Genomic DNA, 15,207 nt, shown 5'->3' with positions numbered 1-15,207 from the left:
TTGCATCCCATCCCGCCGACGTAGCTGCGCGACCCCTGGGAGATCGTAAACACGTTCTAACGCAGCCCGTCCCGCATCCACCATGACCCAGCGCCCCACCCCGGCGGCCGGCGAAGACCTGCCGGCCCGCATCCTCGCCCTCGAAACCGCGGCCTTCCACGCCTGGCCGGCCTTGCAGGAGGTGCGCCAGGGCGGCTGGGTGCTGCGGCTGGCGGGCGGCTTCACCAAGCGCGCGAATTCGGCCAACGCCGCTGCGGCGCAGGCGCCCTTTCACGAGGTGCAGGCCGCGGCGGAGGCCTTCTATGCGCGGCACGGCCTGCCGCCCGTGTTCCGGCTGACGCCGCTGGCGCCACCCGAGGCCGACCTGCAGCTGCAGGCCGCGGGCTATGCGCGCTTCGATCCCTCCCGCGTCATGGTCTGCCCGCTGGGCCCGGCCTCTTCGGGGCCAGCCGCCTGGGATGCGGGCCTGGAACTGGCCTCAGCACCCTCGCCCGCCTGGCTCGATGGCTTCGCGGCCGCCAACGGCGTGCCGGCGCGCCACCAGGCCGTGCATCACGCCATGGTGCAGTCCATCGCCCGGCCCGCGGCCTTTGCCACGCTCAGGCACCAGGGCCAGCCCATCGGCTTCGGGCTGGCCGTGCGCGAGCGGGACGCGGTGGGCTTCTTCGACATCGTCATCGCCCCGCCGCACCGCCGCCGGGGCCACGCCACCCGGCTGATGCAGGCGCTGCTGCGCTGGGCGCGGGACGGCGGCGCGCAGCAGGCCTATCTGCAGGTGCGCGACGGCAACCCGGCCGCACGCCGGCTCTATGCAGGCCTGGGCTTCGCCGACCTCTACGGCTACCACTACCGCGTGCCGCCCGGCATGGCGGGCTGACATGCTCCCCGGCTCAGTGGGCCGGCGCGATCCGGTCAATGCGCCGGAAACGCCAGCAGGTATTCGTAGCTCAGCGACGTAGTGCGCGCATCGCCCGTGACCGGCGTGCGGCGGATGGCGAGTAGCTGGTTGGGGCCAGCCACCGGGGTCACCATCGCCGTGCCGTCGGCCGCCGTGGTGACGGGCGCGCCCTGCTCGCCCAGGCTCAGGCGGATGCCGGCGGCGGGCTGGCCGTCCAGCAGCACCTGCACGCGCAGCGGCTCGCCGGCGTGCGGGGTCTCGTGCGCGAGCGGCACGATCTCGAACGGCTGGCCCAGCGGCTTCTTGGCGACCACGCCCCACTGGATGATGGTCTTGTGGTACTTGACGGCATGCACGCCGCTGGTCGCGCCCGGGTTCTCGTTCATGGGCTTGTTCACCATGGGGCCCTCGCCCACCCGGCTGAAGAAACCGTTGTCGAAATACGCGGCCAACAGCGCCGCCTGCCGGGCGGGCTGCACGCGCACGCCGCCCGCCGTGGGCGTGACGGCCACGTCGATGGGCCGGCCGCGCCGATCGAAGGCCTGCACGCTCTTGAGCTTGGCCGCATCGAAGGTCTCGCGCTGGCCGGCATGGCCGCCGAACTGCACCAGGTAGCCGCCGGCGGCATCGGGCTCCAGCCAGACGTTGTGGGCCCAGGCGGCGGGGGCGGACATCAGGGCGGCCAGGACGGCGGCGCCCCAGAAGGCGGAAAGACGGGTAGTTTTCATGCGGCTTTGACGGATAAGGAACGACGACATCAGAACTGCCCCTGCACGCCCACCTTGAAGGTGCGCGGCGCGCCGGGCGCATAGAGAGGCTGGCCGCTGATGACGGCGGCCGAGGTGGCATAGGCCTTGTCCGAGAGATTGGCCACGGTGGCGTAGAAGCGGTAGCGCGAGGCCGGCGGCGCGTAGTTCACGCCCAGGTCCCAGGTGGCGTAGCCGCCATAGAAGAGGCTGTTGTCGGCATTGACGGCATAGCGGCCCACGCGGCGCCAGGTGGCGGTGCCCTCCCAGCCCGCCACCGGCCGCCAGGCGGCGCCCAGCGTGGCCGTGTAGCGCGGCACGCCCGCCACCTGCTTGCCGACCAGCGCGGAGCTGCCGTTCTGCGTCACGCGCGACTGGGCGCTGCCCCAGGCCAGCGTCAGGTCCAGATCGCTGCGCACCGACCAGAGCGCGCTGGCTTCCACGCCCGTGCGACGCGTGGCGCCGTAGTTCTCATAGACGCCAGGGGCCACGGTGCGGATCTCGTCGGACGAGATCAGCCGGTAGGCGGCCACATCCAGCACCAGGCCGGCCAGCGGCTTGATCTGCGCGCCCAGCTCGGTCTGGCGGAAGACGTTGGGATCGAGCTGCGCGGCGCCCAGCGCGTACTTGGCGAAGTTGCTCGGCAGCGCGAAGCCTTCGGCCCAGCTGGCGCGCAGCAGCAGGCCGGGCAGCAGCTGCGAGCGCAGGCCCAGCTTGGGGCTGGCGTGGCTGGTGCGCGCCAGGGGGCCGCAGGGGTCGGAGGCCGTTTCGGCGCCGTTCGGGCGGCAGGCGCCCGTGAAGCGGTCCCAGCGCAGGCCGGCCGAGGGCTGCAGCAGCGGGTGCAGCGGCGCATCCACCTCGGCGAAGGCCGAGAGGCTGTTGAGCCGCGAATTGCGGTCGTAGCCCGCCGGGCCGGTGCGGACGCGGTCGGCCAGGCCGTCGTAGAAGAGGTAGTCGGTCGATTCGCGGAAGGTCTCCAGGCCCGCCACCCAGTTCAGGGGCGCGCCGGCCAGCGCGCTGCGGCCGTTCAGGCTGGTGCCCGCGCCATAGACCGTGCGGTCGTACGACTCCTCGCGCTGGCGCCAGGCGGCGGCGCTCACCGGGCGGCTGAACCAGCGGGTGAAGTCCTGCCGCGTGGTGTAGGCGAAGCCCAGCCATTTCAGATCGGGCGCCAGGTCGTACTGCACGTCGGCGCGCAGGGTGCCGAAGTGCTTCTTCGCGCCGTCGTCCATGGCGCGTGGGTCGCGGCCGTAGGGGTCGGCGGCGAACTGGGCGGCCGTGAGGTAGCTGGGCGAATCGCCATCGGCCTCGTGCAGGCGGCCGGAGAGCGCCACGTCCAGGGCGGGCGTGATGCGGCGGCTCCAGCGGGCGGCCAGCGTGGTGCGCTCGGCGCCCGACTGGGCGCGGAAGCCGTCGGTGCGTGCATGCTGGGCCGCCAGGTTCAGCGATTCGTCCTCGCCCAGCTTCAGGCCCAGCGCGGCCTGCGCGTCCAGCGTGCCGTGCGATGCGGCGCTGAAGTCAACGTCCCTGTATTCGCCACCCCGGCGGGTCTGCACGGCGATCAGGCCGGCCCGGTTGAAGTTGCCGTAGAGCGCCGACACGGGGCCCTTGTAGACGGTGAGGCGGTCGATCTCCAGCGGCACGATGACGTTGAAATCGACATAGCCGTCGGCATGCGACATGGCCTCGTTGAGCGGGATGCCGTCCAGAACCACGCCCACGTCGCCGCCATGCCCGCCGCTGCCGAAGCCGCGCATCACGATGGCATTGCCCACGCCCGAGAGCTGGTAGTTCTGCACGTTCATGCCCGGCACCTGCCGGAACAGTTCTTCGGGCTGGCTGACGTGCTGGGCCTGGATGTCCTGCGTGTCCAGCGTGGTGGTGGAGTAGGACGCATCGGCGCCGCGTGCGGCCTGGCCCTTGACCTCCATCGCACCCAGAACGGGCGTGGCGGCCGGGACATCGGCGATTTGCGCACCAGCATGGCCCACATGAAGCACCAACATGGTGAATATCGCACTCGACAGCGGCGAAAGCGAGGGCCGGCGGGGCGGGATGACGGGGGCTCGGAAGGAATCAGGAGAGAAATGCATGAAGGTTTGCCTTTTGTATGAAGAAAAAAGCAAACTGCATACCCGGCGACACTGCAGCCCATACGCCGCATGGCGTAGGCCCCGCCCTTCCCCACCCCTCCCCGCTCTCTTTTGCGCTCTTTCAGCCCTGGTGGCCGTGATGATCGTGCCCGTGGGAATGCGCCGCGTGCCCCGGCGCCAGCGCCCCCACCATGACCACGTTGAGCTGGCCGTGGTGCACGCCGCGCTCGGCCATCAGCCGGTCGGCGAAGCGGCGCACCTCGCTGGCCGGGCCCTTGAGCAGCACGGTCTCGATGCACTGGTCGTGGTCCAGATGCACGTGCGTGGTCGCCAGCGTCATCGCATGGTGGTCGTGCTGCAGCCGCGCGAGGCGGTCGGACAGGTCGCGCTCGTGGTGGTTGTACACGTAGGAGAGATTGGCCACGCAGGGCCCGTCGGCATCACGGCCTTCGTGCAGGCGCGCAAGGTGCACGCGCAGCACGTCGCGCACGGCCTCGGAGCGGTTGCCGTAGCCGCGCTCGGCGATCAGGTGATCGAAGGCGTGCGCGAGTTCGTCGTCCAGCGAAATGGTGAAGCGTTCCATGGCCGGCATTGTGGCCGCTGCGGCGGCCCGGGCATCGTATTCAGGCTGCGGCGCTGCCTGCCACCGCGGCCGCCATGGCCTGCTCCACCGCGTCCCGCGTCAGCGTGGGCACGAAGCTTTCGATGAACTGGTAGGTGTAGCCGCGCAGCCAGCTGCCGCGCCGGATGGCGAGGCGCGTGAGGTTCACCTCGAACAGGTGGCGCGCGTCCAGGCTGCGCAGGTGCAGGTCGCGGTCCGGGTCCACGGCGATGGAGGCGACGATGCCCACGCCCATGCCCAGCTCCACGTAGGTCTTGATGACGTCAGCATCCATGGCGGTGAGCACCACGTCGGGCGCCAGCCCCTCGCGGGCGAAGGCCTCGTCGATGTGGGCGCGGCCGGTGTAGCCCTGCTCGTAGGTGATGATGGGGTACTGCGCCAGCTGCTGCAGGGTGACGGGCGCCTCGCCCTCCAGCAGCGCATGGCCGGGCGGCACCACGATGCTGTGCGACCAGCGGTAGCAGGGCAAGGTGACCAGGCCGTCGTAGCCCGCCAGCGCCTCGGTCGCCACGCCGATGTCGGCCTCGCCGCTCAGCAGCATCTCGGCCACCTGCCGGGGCGAGCCCTGGTGCAGGTGCAGCGTGACCTGCGGAAACAGCGCCCGGAAGTCGCGCACCACCTGCGGCAGCGCATAGCGGGCCTGCGAATGGGTGGCGGCCACCGAGAGGCGCCCTTCCTGGCTCGCGCGGTAGTCGTGGCCGGCGCGCTTGAGGTTGTCGGCCTCCAGCAGCAGGCGCTCGACGATGGGCAGCAGGGTCTCGCCGGGCGGCGTCAGGCCGGTGAGGCGCTTGCCGGCGCGGGCGAAGATCTCCACGCCCAGCTCTTCTTCCAGCTCGCGGATCTGCCGGCTCACGCCGGGCTGCGAGGTGTAGAGCATGGCGGCCACCTCGGTCAGGTTGAAGCCGCAACGCGCGGCTTCGCGCACGGAACGCAGTTGCTGGAAGTTCATGGGCGGCCTTTCAGCGCGCCCGGGGCGCGGCGATGCGGGGGCCGCAAAGTCTTTTTGTGATGCACGAAAACCCTCCGAGGGACAAGTCCCGCCCATCGTAGAAGTTCGTCTATCAAACCAAAAAGACTTTATTTCCATTTCATCAGACACAAAAGATCTGATGAGGCCGCCAGCCCTCCGCCGGTCAGCGCGGCCGGTTCAGCAGCGCGATGACGAAGCAGGCCCCCAGCCCGGCCGTGACGATGCCCACCGGCAGCTCCTGCGCACCCAGCGCGGTGCGCGCCACCAGGTCGCTGGCCAGCAGCAGCGCCGCGCCCAGGAGCGCCGCCAGCGGCACGAAGCGCGCATGCAGCGGCCCGGCCAGGCGCCGCGCCAGGTGCGGCACCATCAGGCCGACGAAGCCGATCACGCCGCTGAGCGCCACGCAGCTGGCCGTGGCCACCGCGGCCACCAGGAACACCTGCAGCCGCAGCCGCTCGGGCGCCACGCCCAGGCTGTGGGCCGTGTCGTCGCCGGCCAGCAGCGTGTCCAGCGCGCGGTGGCGCCGGGCCACGAAGGCCGCCGCCACCAGCAGGCCGGCCAGCGGCAGCCAGAGGTTGTCCCAGCGCGCCAGCCCCAGCCCGCCCAGCGACCAGAACACCACCGCATGCGCGGCGCGCTGGTCGCCCGCGAACACCAGCACATGCGTGAGCGAGCCCAGCAGGAAGGAGATGGCGAGCCCGCCCAGCACCATGGCGGCCGGCCCCTGCGTGCCCACGCGGCGCACCAGCAGCAGCACGGCGGCAGCGGCCACCAGCGCGCCGCAGAAGGTGGCGGCGGGCAGCGTCCAGATGCCGAGCGCATCGCCCGCCCAGCCGATCACGGCCACGGCGGCGGCCGATGCGCCCGAAGAGAGGCCGAAGAGGAACGGGTCGGCCAGGTCGTTGCGCGTGCTGGTCTGCAGCAGCCCGCCCACCACGGCCAGGGCCGCGCCCACCAGCAGCGCCAGCAAGAGGCGCGGCAGCCGCAGGTCGAGCACGATGGCGCGGGCCATCTCCGCCGGCGCGGGCCAGCCCAGCGCGGGAGCCCAGGGCCCGGCCAGGGCGGCCAGCGCTTCGCGCCAGCCCAGGTCGCTGCTGCTGCCGATGGCGAGCGAGGCCACGGCCAGCGCGCCCAGCAGCAGCAGGCCGCCGACGGCGGCCAGAACGGTGCGCGCCCTCACCGCGGGGCCCTCAAGGCGCGGGCGATCTTTTCGATGGCGTCGATGTTGGCCGGGCCGGGCGTGATCTCGGCATAGCGCAGCACGATGTAGCGGCGCTCGCGCACGGCCTCGGTCAGGCGCATGGCGGGGTGGGCCTCCAGCACGCGGCGCAGGTGTTCGGGGCCCAGGCCGTTCTGGTAGTCCAGCAGCACGATGTATTGCGGGTCGCGCTCGGCCACCGCCTCCCACGAGACATTGCCCCAGCCGATGGGCAGATCGCCCATGGCGTTGACGCCGCCCGCCGCGGCGATCAGCGCCTGCGGCATGGCGGCGCGGCCGGCGGTGAAGGGCTTGTCCTCGCCCGAGTCATAGACGAAAACACGCGGTGCCTTGGGCAGCGCCGGCAACGCTGCGGCACGCACCCGGGCCTGCCAGCCGGCGACCAGGCGGTCGGCCAGTTCGCGCCGGCCGAAGACGGTGCCCAGGCGCCGCACGTCGCCATAGAGCAGCTCCATCGTCGCTTCGGGCTTGTCGCCGTGGGCGGGAATGCAGCTTTCGGTCAGCACCAGCGTGGGCACGTGATGGCGCGCCAGCACGGCGGGCGTGACGGGGCCGCCGGGCTGCATGCCGTAGTACCAGCCGGCGAAGAACAGGTCCGGCTGCACCGAGAGGATGTTCTCCAGCGTGGGGTACTTGGGCGCGAGTTCGGGCACCTTGCCCAGGGCGCGGAAGAATTCCGGCCCGGCCTTGTACCAGCCCGTGATGCCGCTCACGCCGACCATGGCGGGCTGCAGGCCCAGGGCCAGGGCCATCTCGGTCATGTTGAGGTCGTGCACCACCATGCGGCGCGGCGGCGCGGCGAAGCGCACGGGCTCGCCGCAGCTGGTGACGGTGACGGGAAAGCCCGGTGGCGAGGCTTGCGGCGCCGTTGAAGAAGACGACGGCGGCGCCGCGCAGGCCATGGCGGTGGCCAGCAGGCCCAGGCCCCAGGCCGCCCAGTGCTTGATCATCGATAGGCGATTCATGCCGCGGCTCTTTCAAACGACCACAGCGTGCCGCCGTGGCGCGGGTGGCGGGTGTGGATGAGTTCCATGCCGAACACCTCGGCCACGCGGGCCGTGCTCAGCGCCTGGGCCGGCGGGCCGTCGGCCACCAGGCGGCCGCCCTGCAGCACCCAGGCGCGGCTGGCGAAGCCGGGCACCAGGCCCAGTTCGTGCAGCGCCGCGACCACGGTGATGCCCAGACCCCGCACCAGCGCCAGCAGGTCGGCGCGGGCGGCGAGATCCAGGTGGTTGGTGGGCTCGTCCAGCAGCAGCAGCGTGGGCCGCTGGGCCAGCGCCCGCGCCAGGTGCACGCGCTGGCGCTCGCCGCCCGAGAGATCGCCCAGCTTGCGCGCGGCGAGCAGGGCCGCGGCGCAGGTGTGCAGGGCCTCGTCCACCGCCTGCGCATGCGCGGCGCGGCTCGCGCTGTGCTGGTGCGGCAGGCGGCCAAGGGCCACGTAGTCGCGAACCACCAGGCCGCCGTCCGCCGTGTCGGCCTGGTTCAGCAAGGCGACGTGGCGCGCGCGCTCGGACGCCGGCCAGCGGGCCAGGTCGTGGCCCAGCAGGCGCACGGCGCCCTGGGTGGGCGCGAGGCGCGCGGCCAGCAGCTTCAGCAGCGTGCTCTTGCCCGCGCCGTTGGGGCCCACCAGCGCGATGCATTCGCCGGGCCGCACCTGCGCATCGAGCGGCGCGAGCAGCATCTGCCCGCCCTTGGCGCAAAAGGCCGCGCCCTGCAGCTGCAGCACCGGATCAGGCTGGCCCATGGGTGGCGGCGACTCAGAGCGTCCAGCGCAGCGCCAGTTCATAGCTGCGCGGTGCGCCCAGCAGGATCTGGTCGGGGTAGAACGGATCGGCCCAGGCGGCATAGGTGCGGTTGCCCAGGTTGCGCCCGCGCAGGGTGAGCTGCACGTCGCGCGCCACGTCCACCGACAGGGCCGCGTCGTACACGGTGTAGCCGTTCAGGCGCACGGTGTTGGCGTCGCTGTGGAAGCGCTCGCCCACGTGCCGCACGGAGGCCGACACCTGCATCGGCACGCCGGCGACGAAGCGGTAGCCCACGCCGGCATTGGCGATGAGGCGCGGCGCGTTGGGCGGGCGGTTGCCCGAGAACGAGGTGCCGTCCGCCAGGGTGTAGTTCTCGTAGCGCGCGCGGTTGAGCGCCAGGTTGCCCCACAGGCTCCAGTGCGCGTCGGGGCGCAGCGCCACCGAGGTTTCCGCGCCGCGCGACTTGAGCGCGCCGGCCTGCGCCAGCCGCTGGCCGCCCTGGCCGGCATAGACGTTGCGCCGTTCGGTGTCGTAGAAGGCCAGCGTCCATTCGCCGCGCTGCTGCCAGAAGGCCTGCTTGACGCCCACTTCGGCGTTGCGCGTGCGGGTCAGGTCCAGCGGCTGCGTGGCGCCCAGCAGGAAGATGTTGTTGGCCGCCACGTCGGCCGCCGTGCCGTACTGGCCGTAGAAGGTGGTGCCGGGCGCGGCGTCCCAGGTCAGGCCCAGGCGGCCGGTGGTGGGGTTCCAGGTCTTGTCGAACGGAAAGCCCGTGCGCTGCACGCCCGCCGCGTTGGCGGAGCTGCGGTCCAGCGCGATGCGTTCATGCCGCAGCCCGCCGATCAGCGCCACCGTGGGCGAGAGGCGCAGGCGGTCTTCCAGCGCGAGCGCCGTGTTGCGGATGGCGCTGGTCTGCACCTGGGTGGTCAGCAGGCCATAGGTGCCGCGCTGCGGGTCCGTCAGGCTCACGCTGTCGCCGGGGAAGTTGGCGGCGCCCGGGCGGGTCAGGTCGGTGTGGCTGTACTCGAAGGCCGCCACCAGGCGGTTGTCCATGCCGCCCAGACGGGCGTCCCACTGCGCTTCGGTCTTGTTGCCCCAGCTGGTCTGGTCCTGCGCGACGTAGAAGCGCTCGCGGTCCACCAGGCCGGTGTTGGCGTTGAAGGCCTCGATCTCGTTGTTGAACCAGGTGCGGTCGGCCGTGTAGCGCCAGAACTGGCTGCGCAGCACCACGGCGTCGCTGGCCTGCCATTCGCCGCCGGCGCGCAGCCAGGTCTCGCGGGCCTGGTTGCGGTTGTCCAGCACGTTGTAGTTGGTGCGCAGCGTGCGGCCATCGATGGTGACGGGCCCGAGGTTGCTGCCGTTGTAGTTGGAGACGTAGCTGCCCGAGACGATGCCGCCGTGCGGCTGCACGCCCGGCGCGTTGGCGGAAACGAGCGGCGTGCCCCAGTAGCTGCTGCCGTTGTCGCGCTTGGCCTCGCCGGCCACGAAGAGCTTGACGCCGGGGGCGGCACGCCAGTCCAGCCCGCCGGAGATGTGGCGGTTGCGCTGCCAGGTGTCATCGACGAAGCCGTCGCCGTTCGATGCGCTGGCGTCGATCCGGTAGTCCAGATCCTTCCAGGCGGTGGTGCCGCCCGAGCCGAAGGACACGCGCCGCTCGCCGAACGAGCCCACGGCCGTATTGACCTCGGTGCGCACCGGGCCGCGGTGCGGCGCCTTGGTGACGAAGTTGACCGCGCCGCCCGTGGCGCCCTCGCCCGACATCAGCGAGGCCGCGCCCTTGAGGAATTCGATGCGCTCCAGGTTGGCCACGTCCATCACGCGCGAGGTCATGTTGGGCGGGCCGATCTTGATGCCGTTGTAGAGCGTGTTGATCTGGCTGTTGGCGAAGCCGCGCATGGAGAACGCGCTGGGCTCGGCCGGAAAGTCCCCGGCCATCACGCCCACGGCAGCCTGGGCCGCCTCGCTCACCGTGCGCAGGCCGCGCTCGGCCAGCACGGCGGCGGGCACCACGTCGATGGAAGCCGGCGTCTCGCGCACCGTCAGGCCCAGGCGCGAGGCGCTGCTCGTGGGCTGGTCCAGCGGCGCCACGGGGCCCTCGGCGGGTGCGGTGACGGTCACGGCGGGCAGCGTCTGGGCGGCCAGCGGGAATGCGGCGGACAGGGCGAGGGCCAGCGGCAGGGGCCATGCAGGCACGCGCTGGAACGAAGAGCGGGAAAGCGAAAAGGACATGGAGACACGCAGAAAGACAAGTCGCCCACGCCGGCCTCCCCGCCAGCGCCTGGGCACCACGACGCCTGCGCCGCACCGCCCTCTTCTCTCAAGGGCAGCACGCAGGCAGGCATCACCTCGTTGGCCGGTATCCGGGCTGGGCGGAACGCCCTCCAAAAGCCTTCCCAGGCGCCCATGCAGGGCACCCAGTGGCATTGCGATTGGAGAGTGAGGCGCGCTGACAGAGCCTCGTCCGCTGACCGTTGCGGGGGCAGCGCAGGTCGGGCACTGGCGCATCGCGCGCAGCGCCCTCCTGCTTCCCGTTGAACTGCAGCGCGAGAACACGGCGCTGCGAGCACCAACAAAGCGCATTCTATGCGTAATAACGCAACACATTTGCGTTTAAGAACGTGTTCACGATCTCCCAGGGGTCGCGCAGCGGTGTGGGCGGGATGGGATGCAAGGCGCGGTGCGCAGTGAATAGCACGGCTATTCACAAGCGCCGCAACGCCGCAGACCGCCCGCCCACACCGCTGCCCTTCGGGTTGGAGCGAAATCGGGCGATTGGACGCCCCGGCTGCTTGCATGGGCATGAGCCCATGCGGCGCACCCGAAGCATCCACTCATCCCGATTGCGCTCCAACGCGATCCCCTGCGAGATCGTGAACACGTTCTAAAACAGGGCATGCACGAATGGAAAAGGCGACCCGGAGGCCGCCTTGGAAGCATCGATCGCTATCAAATCAATAGCGCACTGCGCAGGCAATTCGGGCGCTGCAGCCCGCTTTTGCCTGCAACACCGCCTCACAGCCGGGCGATGGACACCTCGGTGGACTTCACCAGGGCCACCACATCGGAGCCGACCACGAGGCCCAGTTCATCGACCGAGCGGGTGGTGATGACCGAAGTGACGATGCCCCACGGCGTCTCGACATCGACTTCGGAGACGACGTCGCCGCGCACGATCTCGCGGACCTTGCCCTTGAACTGGTTGCGCACGTTGATGGCTTGGATGGTCATGGAAAACTCCTTGGAAAAAACGGTTCGGATGGAAGAAACGGAATGGAATGAAGGGGAATGGAACGGGAAGGCGTGCCGGGCATGCTGGGTAGCCTCTTGCCTCTACACCGCCCAGCGCAGGCCATGGGCCGGAACGCCGGGCCAGCCGCGATCGGCGGGCGCCTCGTCGGACGCGCCGGGCTTTTGCAGCACGCGGTCGAGGATGCGTTTCTCGATGGCTGCGAAGGCCGCGTCGCCGTGCGAGCGGGGCCGCGCCAGGGCGATGCGCTCGTCCAGCGCGATGCGGCCGTCCTCGATGAGGACCACCCGGTCGGCCAGGGCCACGGCCTCCTGCACGTCGTGCGTGACCAGCAGCGCGGTGAAGCCGTGGCGCTGCCAGAGGCCTTCGATCAGGCGGTGCATCTCGATGCGGGTGAGCGCGTCGAGCGCGCCCAGGGGCTCGTCGAGCAGCAGCAGGCGCGGCTGGTGCACCAGCGCCCGCGCCAGGGCCACGCGCTGGCGCTGCCCGCCCGAAAGGCGCGCGGGCCATTCGTTCTCGCGTTCGGCCAGGCCCACCTGGGCCAGCACCTCGCGGCCGCGCTCGCGCTGCGCGGCGGGCAGGCCCAGGGTGACGTTGTCGATCACGCGGCGCCAGGGCAGCAGGCGCGCCTCCTGGAACATGATGCGCGTGTCCGCATGCAGGCCCTGCACGGGCCGGCCGTCGGCGGTCAGCGTGCCTTGCGTGGCGGCTTCCAGCCCCGCGATCAGGCGCAGCAGCGTGCTCTTGCCGCAGCCGCTGCGGCCCACGATGGCGACGAACTCGCCGGGTTCGATGGTCAGCTGCGCGTGGCGCAGCACCTCGCGCTGGCCGTAGCGCTTGTGCAGGCCGGTGGCCTGCAGGCGCACGCCACCTGCGGCCTGGCCGGAGCGGTTTTCGGAAGAGGATGTCTGGGTCATGGCAAGGGCTCCGGTGCGGTCATTGAGGCTGGTAGCCGGGGTGCCAGCGCAGCCACCACCGCTCCAGCGCACGGGCGAACAGGTCGGCCAGCTTGCCCAGCAGGGCGTAGAGCAGGATGCCCACCAGCACCACGTCGGTCTGCAGGAATTCGCGGGCGTTCATGGTCAGGTAGCCGATGCCCGACTGCGCGGAAATCGTTTCGGCCACGATCAGGATCACCCACATCAGGCCCAGCGAGAAGCGCAGCCCCACCAGGATGGACGAGAGCGCGCCGGGCAGCACGATGTCGCGGTAGAGCTGCCAGCGGTTCAGCCCGTAGGTGCGGCCCATCTCGATGAGCTGCGGATCGACGTTGCGGATGCCGTGGAAGGTGTTCAGGTAGATCGGGAAGAACACCGAGATGGCGATCAGGAACAGCTTGGCCGACTCGTCGATGCCGAACCACAGGATCACCATCGGGATCAGCGCCAGCGCCGGGATGTTGCGCACCATCTGGATGGTGGAGTCGAGCAGCGTCTCGAAGAGGCGCACCGAGCCGGTCAGCAGGCCCAGCAGCAGCCCCAGCCCGCCGCCGATGGCTAGGCCCGCCAGCGCCCGGCCCGCGCTGATCTTCACGTGCGTCCACAGCTCGCCCGATTCGGCCAGGCGCCAGGCGGCGGTGACCACGTCCAGCGGCGCGGGCAGCACGCGGCTGGAGATCCAGCCCAGGGACGAGGCCACCTGCCAGCCCGCGATCAGCGCCACCGGCACCAGCCAGGGCAGCAGCTGCTGCCATACGGCGCGCAGCACGCGCCGCGCCGCCGCGGCCAGCGCGCCGTCGGAAGGGCCTTCCAGCTCCTCGGGCAGGGGCGAGACCTGCAGCTCCTTGATCGAGGCGCTCATACCGGCAGCTCCTGTTCGGTGTCGGGTTCGAGGAACTCCAGCTGGTTGCCCGCCGGGTCCTTCACGTAGAAGCGCAGGTAGCCGGGCAGCGCCCGGTTCTCCACCAGCGGCAGCTCGGCCTGCAGCAGGCGGCCGCGCAATTCATGCAGGTTGTCCACCTCGAAGGCCAGGTGCGACGCGGCGGGCGCGGCGGCCCAGCGGGCGCGCTCGGTGGGCACCAGCTCGATGCGCTGCGCCCCGGCCGCGAAGTGCAGCGCCGTGCCGGTGGCTGCGTGGCGCAGCTCGGGCAGGCCCAGCAAGGCGCTGTAGAAGTTGCGGATCTGCCCTTCGGCGCCGGCCGGAAAGGCCAGCTGCACGTGGTTGATGGAATGGATCGCCATGGCGCAGCCCTCCCCTTCAGCTCTGCGCCGCGCGCGGCACGTACTGGTTGCCCACCGTCTCGCCGAACGGGCCCAGCGGATTGCCGCCGGCCAGCCGCTCGCGCACGGCCACGGGCAGCAGCGGAAAGACCAGTTCCGCGAAGCGGTAGGCCTCTTCCAGATGCGGGTAGCCCGACATCACGAAGGTGTCGATGCCGAGGTCGGCGTATTCCTTGATGCGGTCGGCCACCGTCTGCGGATCGCCCACCAGGGCCGTGCCCGCGCCGCCGCGCACCAGGCCCACGCCGGCCCAGAGGTTGGGGCTGATCTCCAGGTCGGCGCGGCTGCGCTTGGCGCCTCCCTGGTGCAGCGCGGCCATGCGGCGCTGGCCCTCGGAATCCATGCGCGCGAACACGGCCTGCGCCTGCACCACGGTCTCGTCCTTCACGCGGCTGATGAGGTCTTCTGCGGCGGCCCAGGCGGCGGCTTCGGTCTCGCGCACGATCACGTGCAGGCGGATGCCGAAGCGCACCGTGCGGCCCAGGCGGGCGGCGCGCTGGCGCACGTCGGCCACCTTCCTGGCGACCTCGGCCGGGGGCTCGCCCCAGGTCAGGTAGGCATCGACCTGCTCGGCCGCCAGTTCGTGCGCAGGGGCCGAGGAGCCGCCGAAATACACCGGCGGATAGGGTTTCTGCAGCGGCGGAAAGAGCAGCTTGGCGCCCTTGACCGAGAGGTGCTCGCCTTCGTAGTCGAGCGTGCCGCCTTCGTGGCTGCGCGCCAGGATCTCGCGCCAGATGCGCAGGAATTCGGCGGCCTGCTCGTAGCGCTTGGCATGGTCCAGGAACACGCCGTCGCCCTCCAGCTCCACGCGGTCGCCGCCCGTCACCAGATTGATGAGCAGGCGCCCGCCCGAGAGGCGGTCGAAGCTGGCCGCCATGCGCGCAGCCAGGCTGGGCTGGTGCAGGCCGGGCCGCACGGCGACGAGGAACTTGAGCCGCTGGGTGGCGCCGATCAGGCTGGAGGCGATCACCCAGGGGTCTTCGCACGAGCGGCCGGTGGGGATGAGCACGCCTTCGTAGCCCAGGCTGTCGGCGGCCACGGCCACCTGCTTGAGGTAGTCGAAGCTCAGGGCGCGGCCGCCCTCGGAGGTGCCCAGGTAGCGGCTGTCGCCGTGCGTGGGAATGAACCAGAACATCTGCATGGGGAGTTCTCCTGAAAAAGTGCTGTCGCCGTGGTGTGTTGGTGTAGTGGCGGACGGGGTGGCGAGGCGGCAGCGGTCAGTAGGAAATATCGAAGCCGTGCGCCGACAGCCGCAGCCGCGAAGGGCTCGCGCCGGCCAGTCCCAGGCAGGCCGCGACGGCGCGGGAGGCGGCCCGGGGCTGGGGCGCCACGCGCCGCTGCGGGGCCCTGGCCAGAGCGATGGCCAGCCCCCAGGCGCGGGCGGTCACGTCCAGCACCTGCGCGGCGCGTTGCCGTGGGGAGAGAAGGTCGGGATGGGGCATGGCGGGCTC

At 71.3% G+C, this 15,207-nt stretch carries 15 protein-coding genes and 1 riboswitch; of the genes, 1 reads left to right on the top strand and 14 read right to left on the bottom strand.

Going from position 1 to position 15,207, the window contains the following annotated elements; genetic code table 11:
- The first annotated feature begins 82 nt into the window (after positions 1-82).
- The gene (locus BM070_RS14430; protein ID WP_092940117.1) at positions 83-877 is read left to right on the top strand and encodes a GNAT family N-acetyltransferase; all 795 of its coding nucleotides are present in this window, start codon (positions 83-85) and stop codon (positions 875-877) included.
- Positions 878-912: 35 nt separating this feature from the next.
- Here the strand turns inward: BM070_RS14430 and BM070_RS14425 are convergent, their stop codons facing one another.
- The 14 genes from BM070_RS14425 to BM070_RS14355 form a co-directional block, all read right to left on the bottom strand.
- The gene (locus tag BM070_RS14425; protein WP_092940116.1) at positions 913-1,626 is read right to left on the bottom strand and encodes a DUF4198 domain-containing protein; all 714 of its coding nucleotides are present in this window, start codon (positions 1,624-1,626) and stop codon (positions 913-915) included.
- Positions 1,627-1,655: 29 nt separating this feature from the next.
- The gene (locus BM070_RS14420; protein WP_092940115.1) at positions 1,656-3,650 is read right to left on the bottom strand and encodes a TonB-dependent receptor; all 1,995 of its coding nucleotides are present in this window, start codon (positions 3,648-3,650) and stop codon (positions 1,656-1,658) included.
- A gap of 208 nt (positions 3,651-3,858) precedes the next feature.
- On the bottom strand, positions 3,859-4,320 hold the full coding sequence (gene nikR, locus BM070_RS14415) for a nickel-responsive transcriptional regulator NikR (RefSeq protein WP_092940186.1): 462 nt from the start codon (positions 4,318-4,320) through the stop codon (positions 3,859-3,861).
- Positions 4,321-4,360: 40 nt separating this feature from the next.
- Positions 4,361-5,308: a CysB family HTH-type transcriptional regulator gene (locus BM070_RS14410; protein WP_092940114.1), complete on the bottom strand. Its 948-nt coding sequence runs from the start codon at positions 5,306-5,308 to the stop codon at positions 4,361-4,363.
- 184 nt (positions 5,309-5,492) lie between these two features.
- Positions 5,493-6,509: a FecCD family ABC transporter permease gene (locus tag BM070_RS14405; protein ID WP_092940113.1), complete on the bottom strand. Its 1,017-nt coding sequence runs from the start codon at positions 6,507-6,509 to the stop codon at positions 5,493-5,495.
- A complete protein-coding gene (locus BM070_RS14400) occupies positions 6,506-7,513 on the bottom strand; it encodes an ABC transporter substrate-binding protein (RefSeq protein WP_245785231.1) in 1,008 nt (335 codons plus the stop codon). Before BM070_RS14400 ends, BM070_RS14405 begins: the two co-directional genes overlap by 4 nt.
- Positions 7,510-8,292 (bottom strand): ABC transporter ATP-binding protein, encoded by a 783-nt coding sequence (locus BM070_RS14395; RefSeq protein WP_245785230.1) that lies wholly within the window; start codon positions 8,290-8,292, stop codon positions 7,510-7,512. Before BM070_RS14395 ends, BM070_RS14400 begins: the two co-directional genes overlap by 4 nt.
- Before the next feature lie 13 nt (positions 8,293-8,305).
- Entirely contained in the window at positions 8,306-10,519 is a 2,214-nt protein-coding gene (locus tag BM070_RS14390) for a TonB-dependent receptor (protein WP_092940112.1), read from the bottom strand.
- Between the two features lie 105 nt (positions 10,520-10,624).
- A riboswitch (cobalamin riboswitch) is annotated at positions 10,625-10,876 on the bottom strand.
- Between the two features lie 426 nt (positions 10,877-11,302).
- Positions 11,303-11,518 (bottom strand): TOBE domain-containing protein, encoded by a 216-nt coding sequence (locus BM070_RS14380; RefSeq protein WP_092940110.1) that lies wholly within the window; start codon positions 11,516-11,518, stop codon positions 11,303-11,305.
- A gap of 102 nt (positions 11,519-11,620) precedes the next feature.
- Entirely contained in the window at positions 11,621-12,454 is an 834-nt protein-coding gene (locus tag BM070_RS14375; protein ID WP_092940109.1) for an ATP-binding cassette domain-containing protein, read from the bottom strand.
- Between the two features lie 19 nt (positions 12,455-12,473).
- Positions 12,474-13,337 (bottom strand): aliphatic sulfonate ABC transporter permease SsuC, encoded by an 864-nt coding sequence (ssuC, locus tag BM070_RS14370; protein ID WP_092940108.1) that lies wholly within the window; start codon positions 13,335-13,337, stop codon positions 12,474-12,476.
- A complete protein-coding gene (locus tag BM070_RS14365; protein WP_092940107.1) occupies positions 13,334-13,717 on the bottom strand; it encodes a VOC family protein in 384 nt (127 codons plus the stop codon). Before BM070_RS14365 ends, ssuC begins: the two co-directional genes overlap by 4 nt.
- A 16-nt stretch (positions 13,718-13,733) precedes the next feature.
- Complete coding sequence (ssuD, locus tag BM070_RS14360; protein WP_092940106.1) at positions 13,734-14,897, bottom strand: FMNH2-dependent alkanesulfonate monooxygenase; 1,164 nt, start codon at positions 14,895-14,897, stop codon at positions 13,734-13,736.
- Between the two features lie 76 nt (positions 14,898-14,973).
- On the bottom strand, positions 14,974-15,198 hold the full coding sequence (locus tag BM070_RS14355; RefSeq protein ID WP_139222839.1) for a hypothetical protein: 225 nt from the start codon (positions 15,196-15,198) through the stop codon (positions 14,974-14,976).
- Between the last annotated feature and the right edge of the window lie 9 nt (positions 15,199-15,207).

This window comes from Paracidovorax wautersii (assembly GCF_900113035.1).
Taxonomy (GTDB): domain Bacteria; phylum Pseudomonadota; class Gammaproteobacteria; order Burkholderiales; family Burkholderiaceae_C; genus Paracidovorax; species Paracidovorax wautersii.
This window is presented reverse-complemented; position numbering and strand designations above follow the sequence as displayed.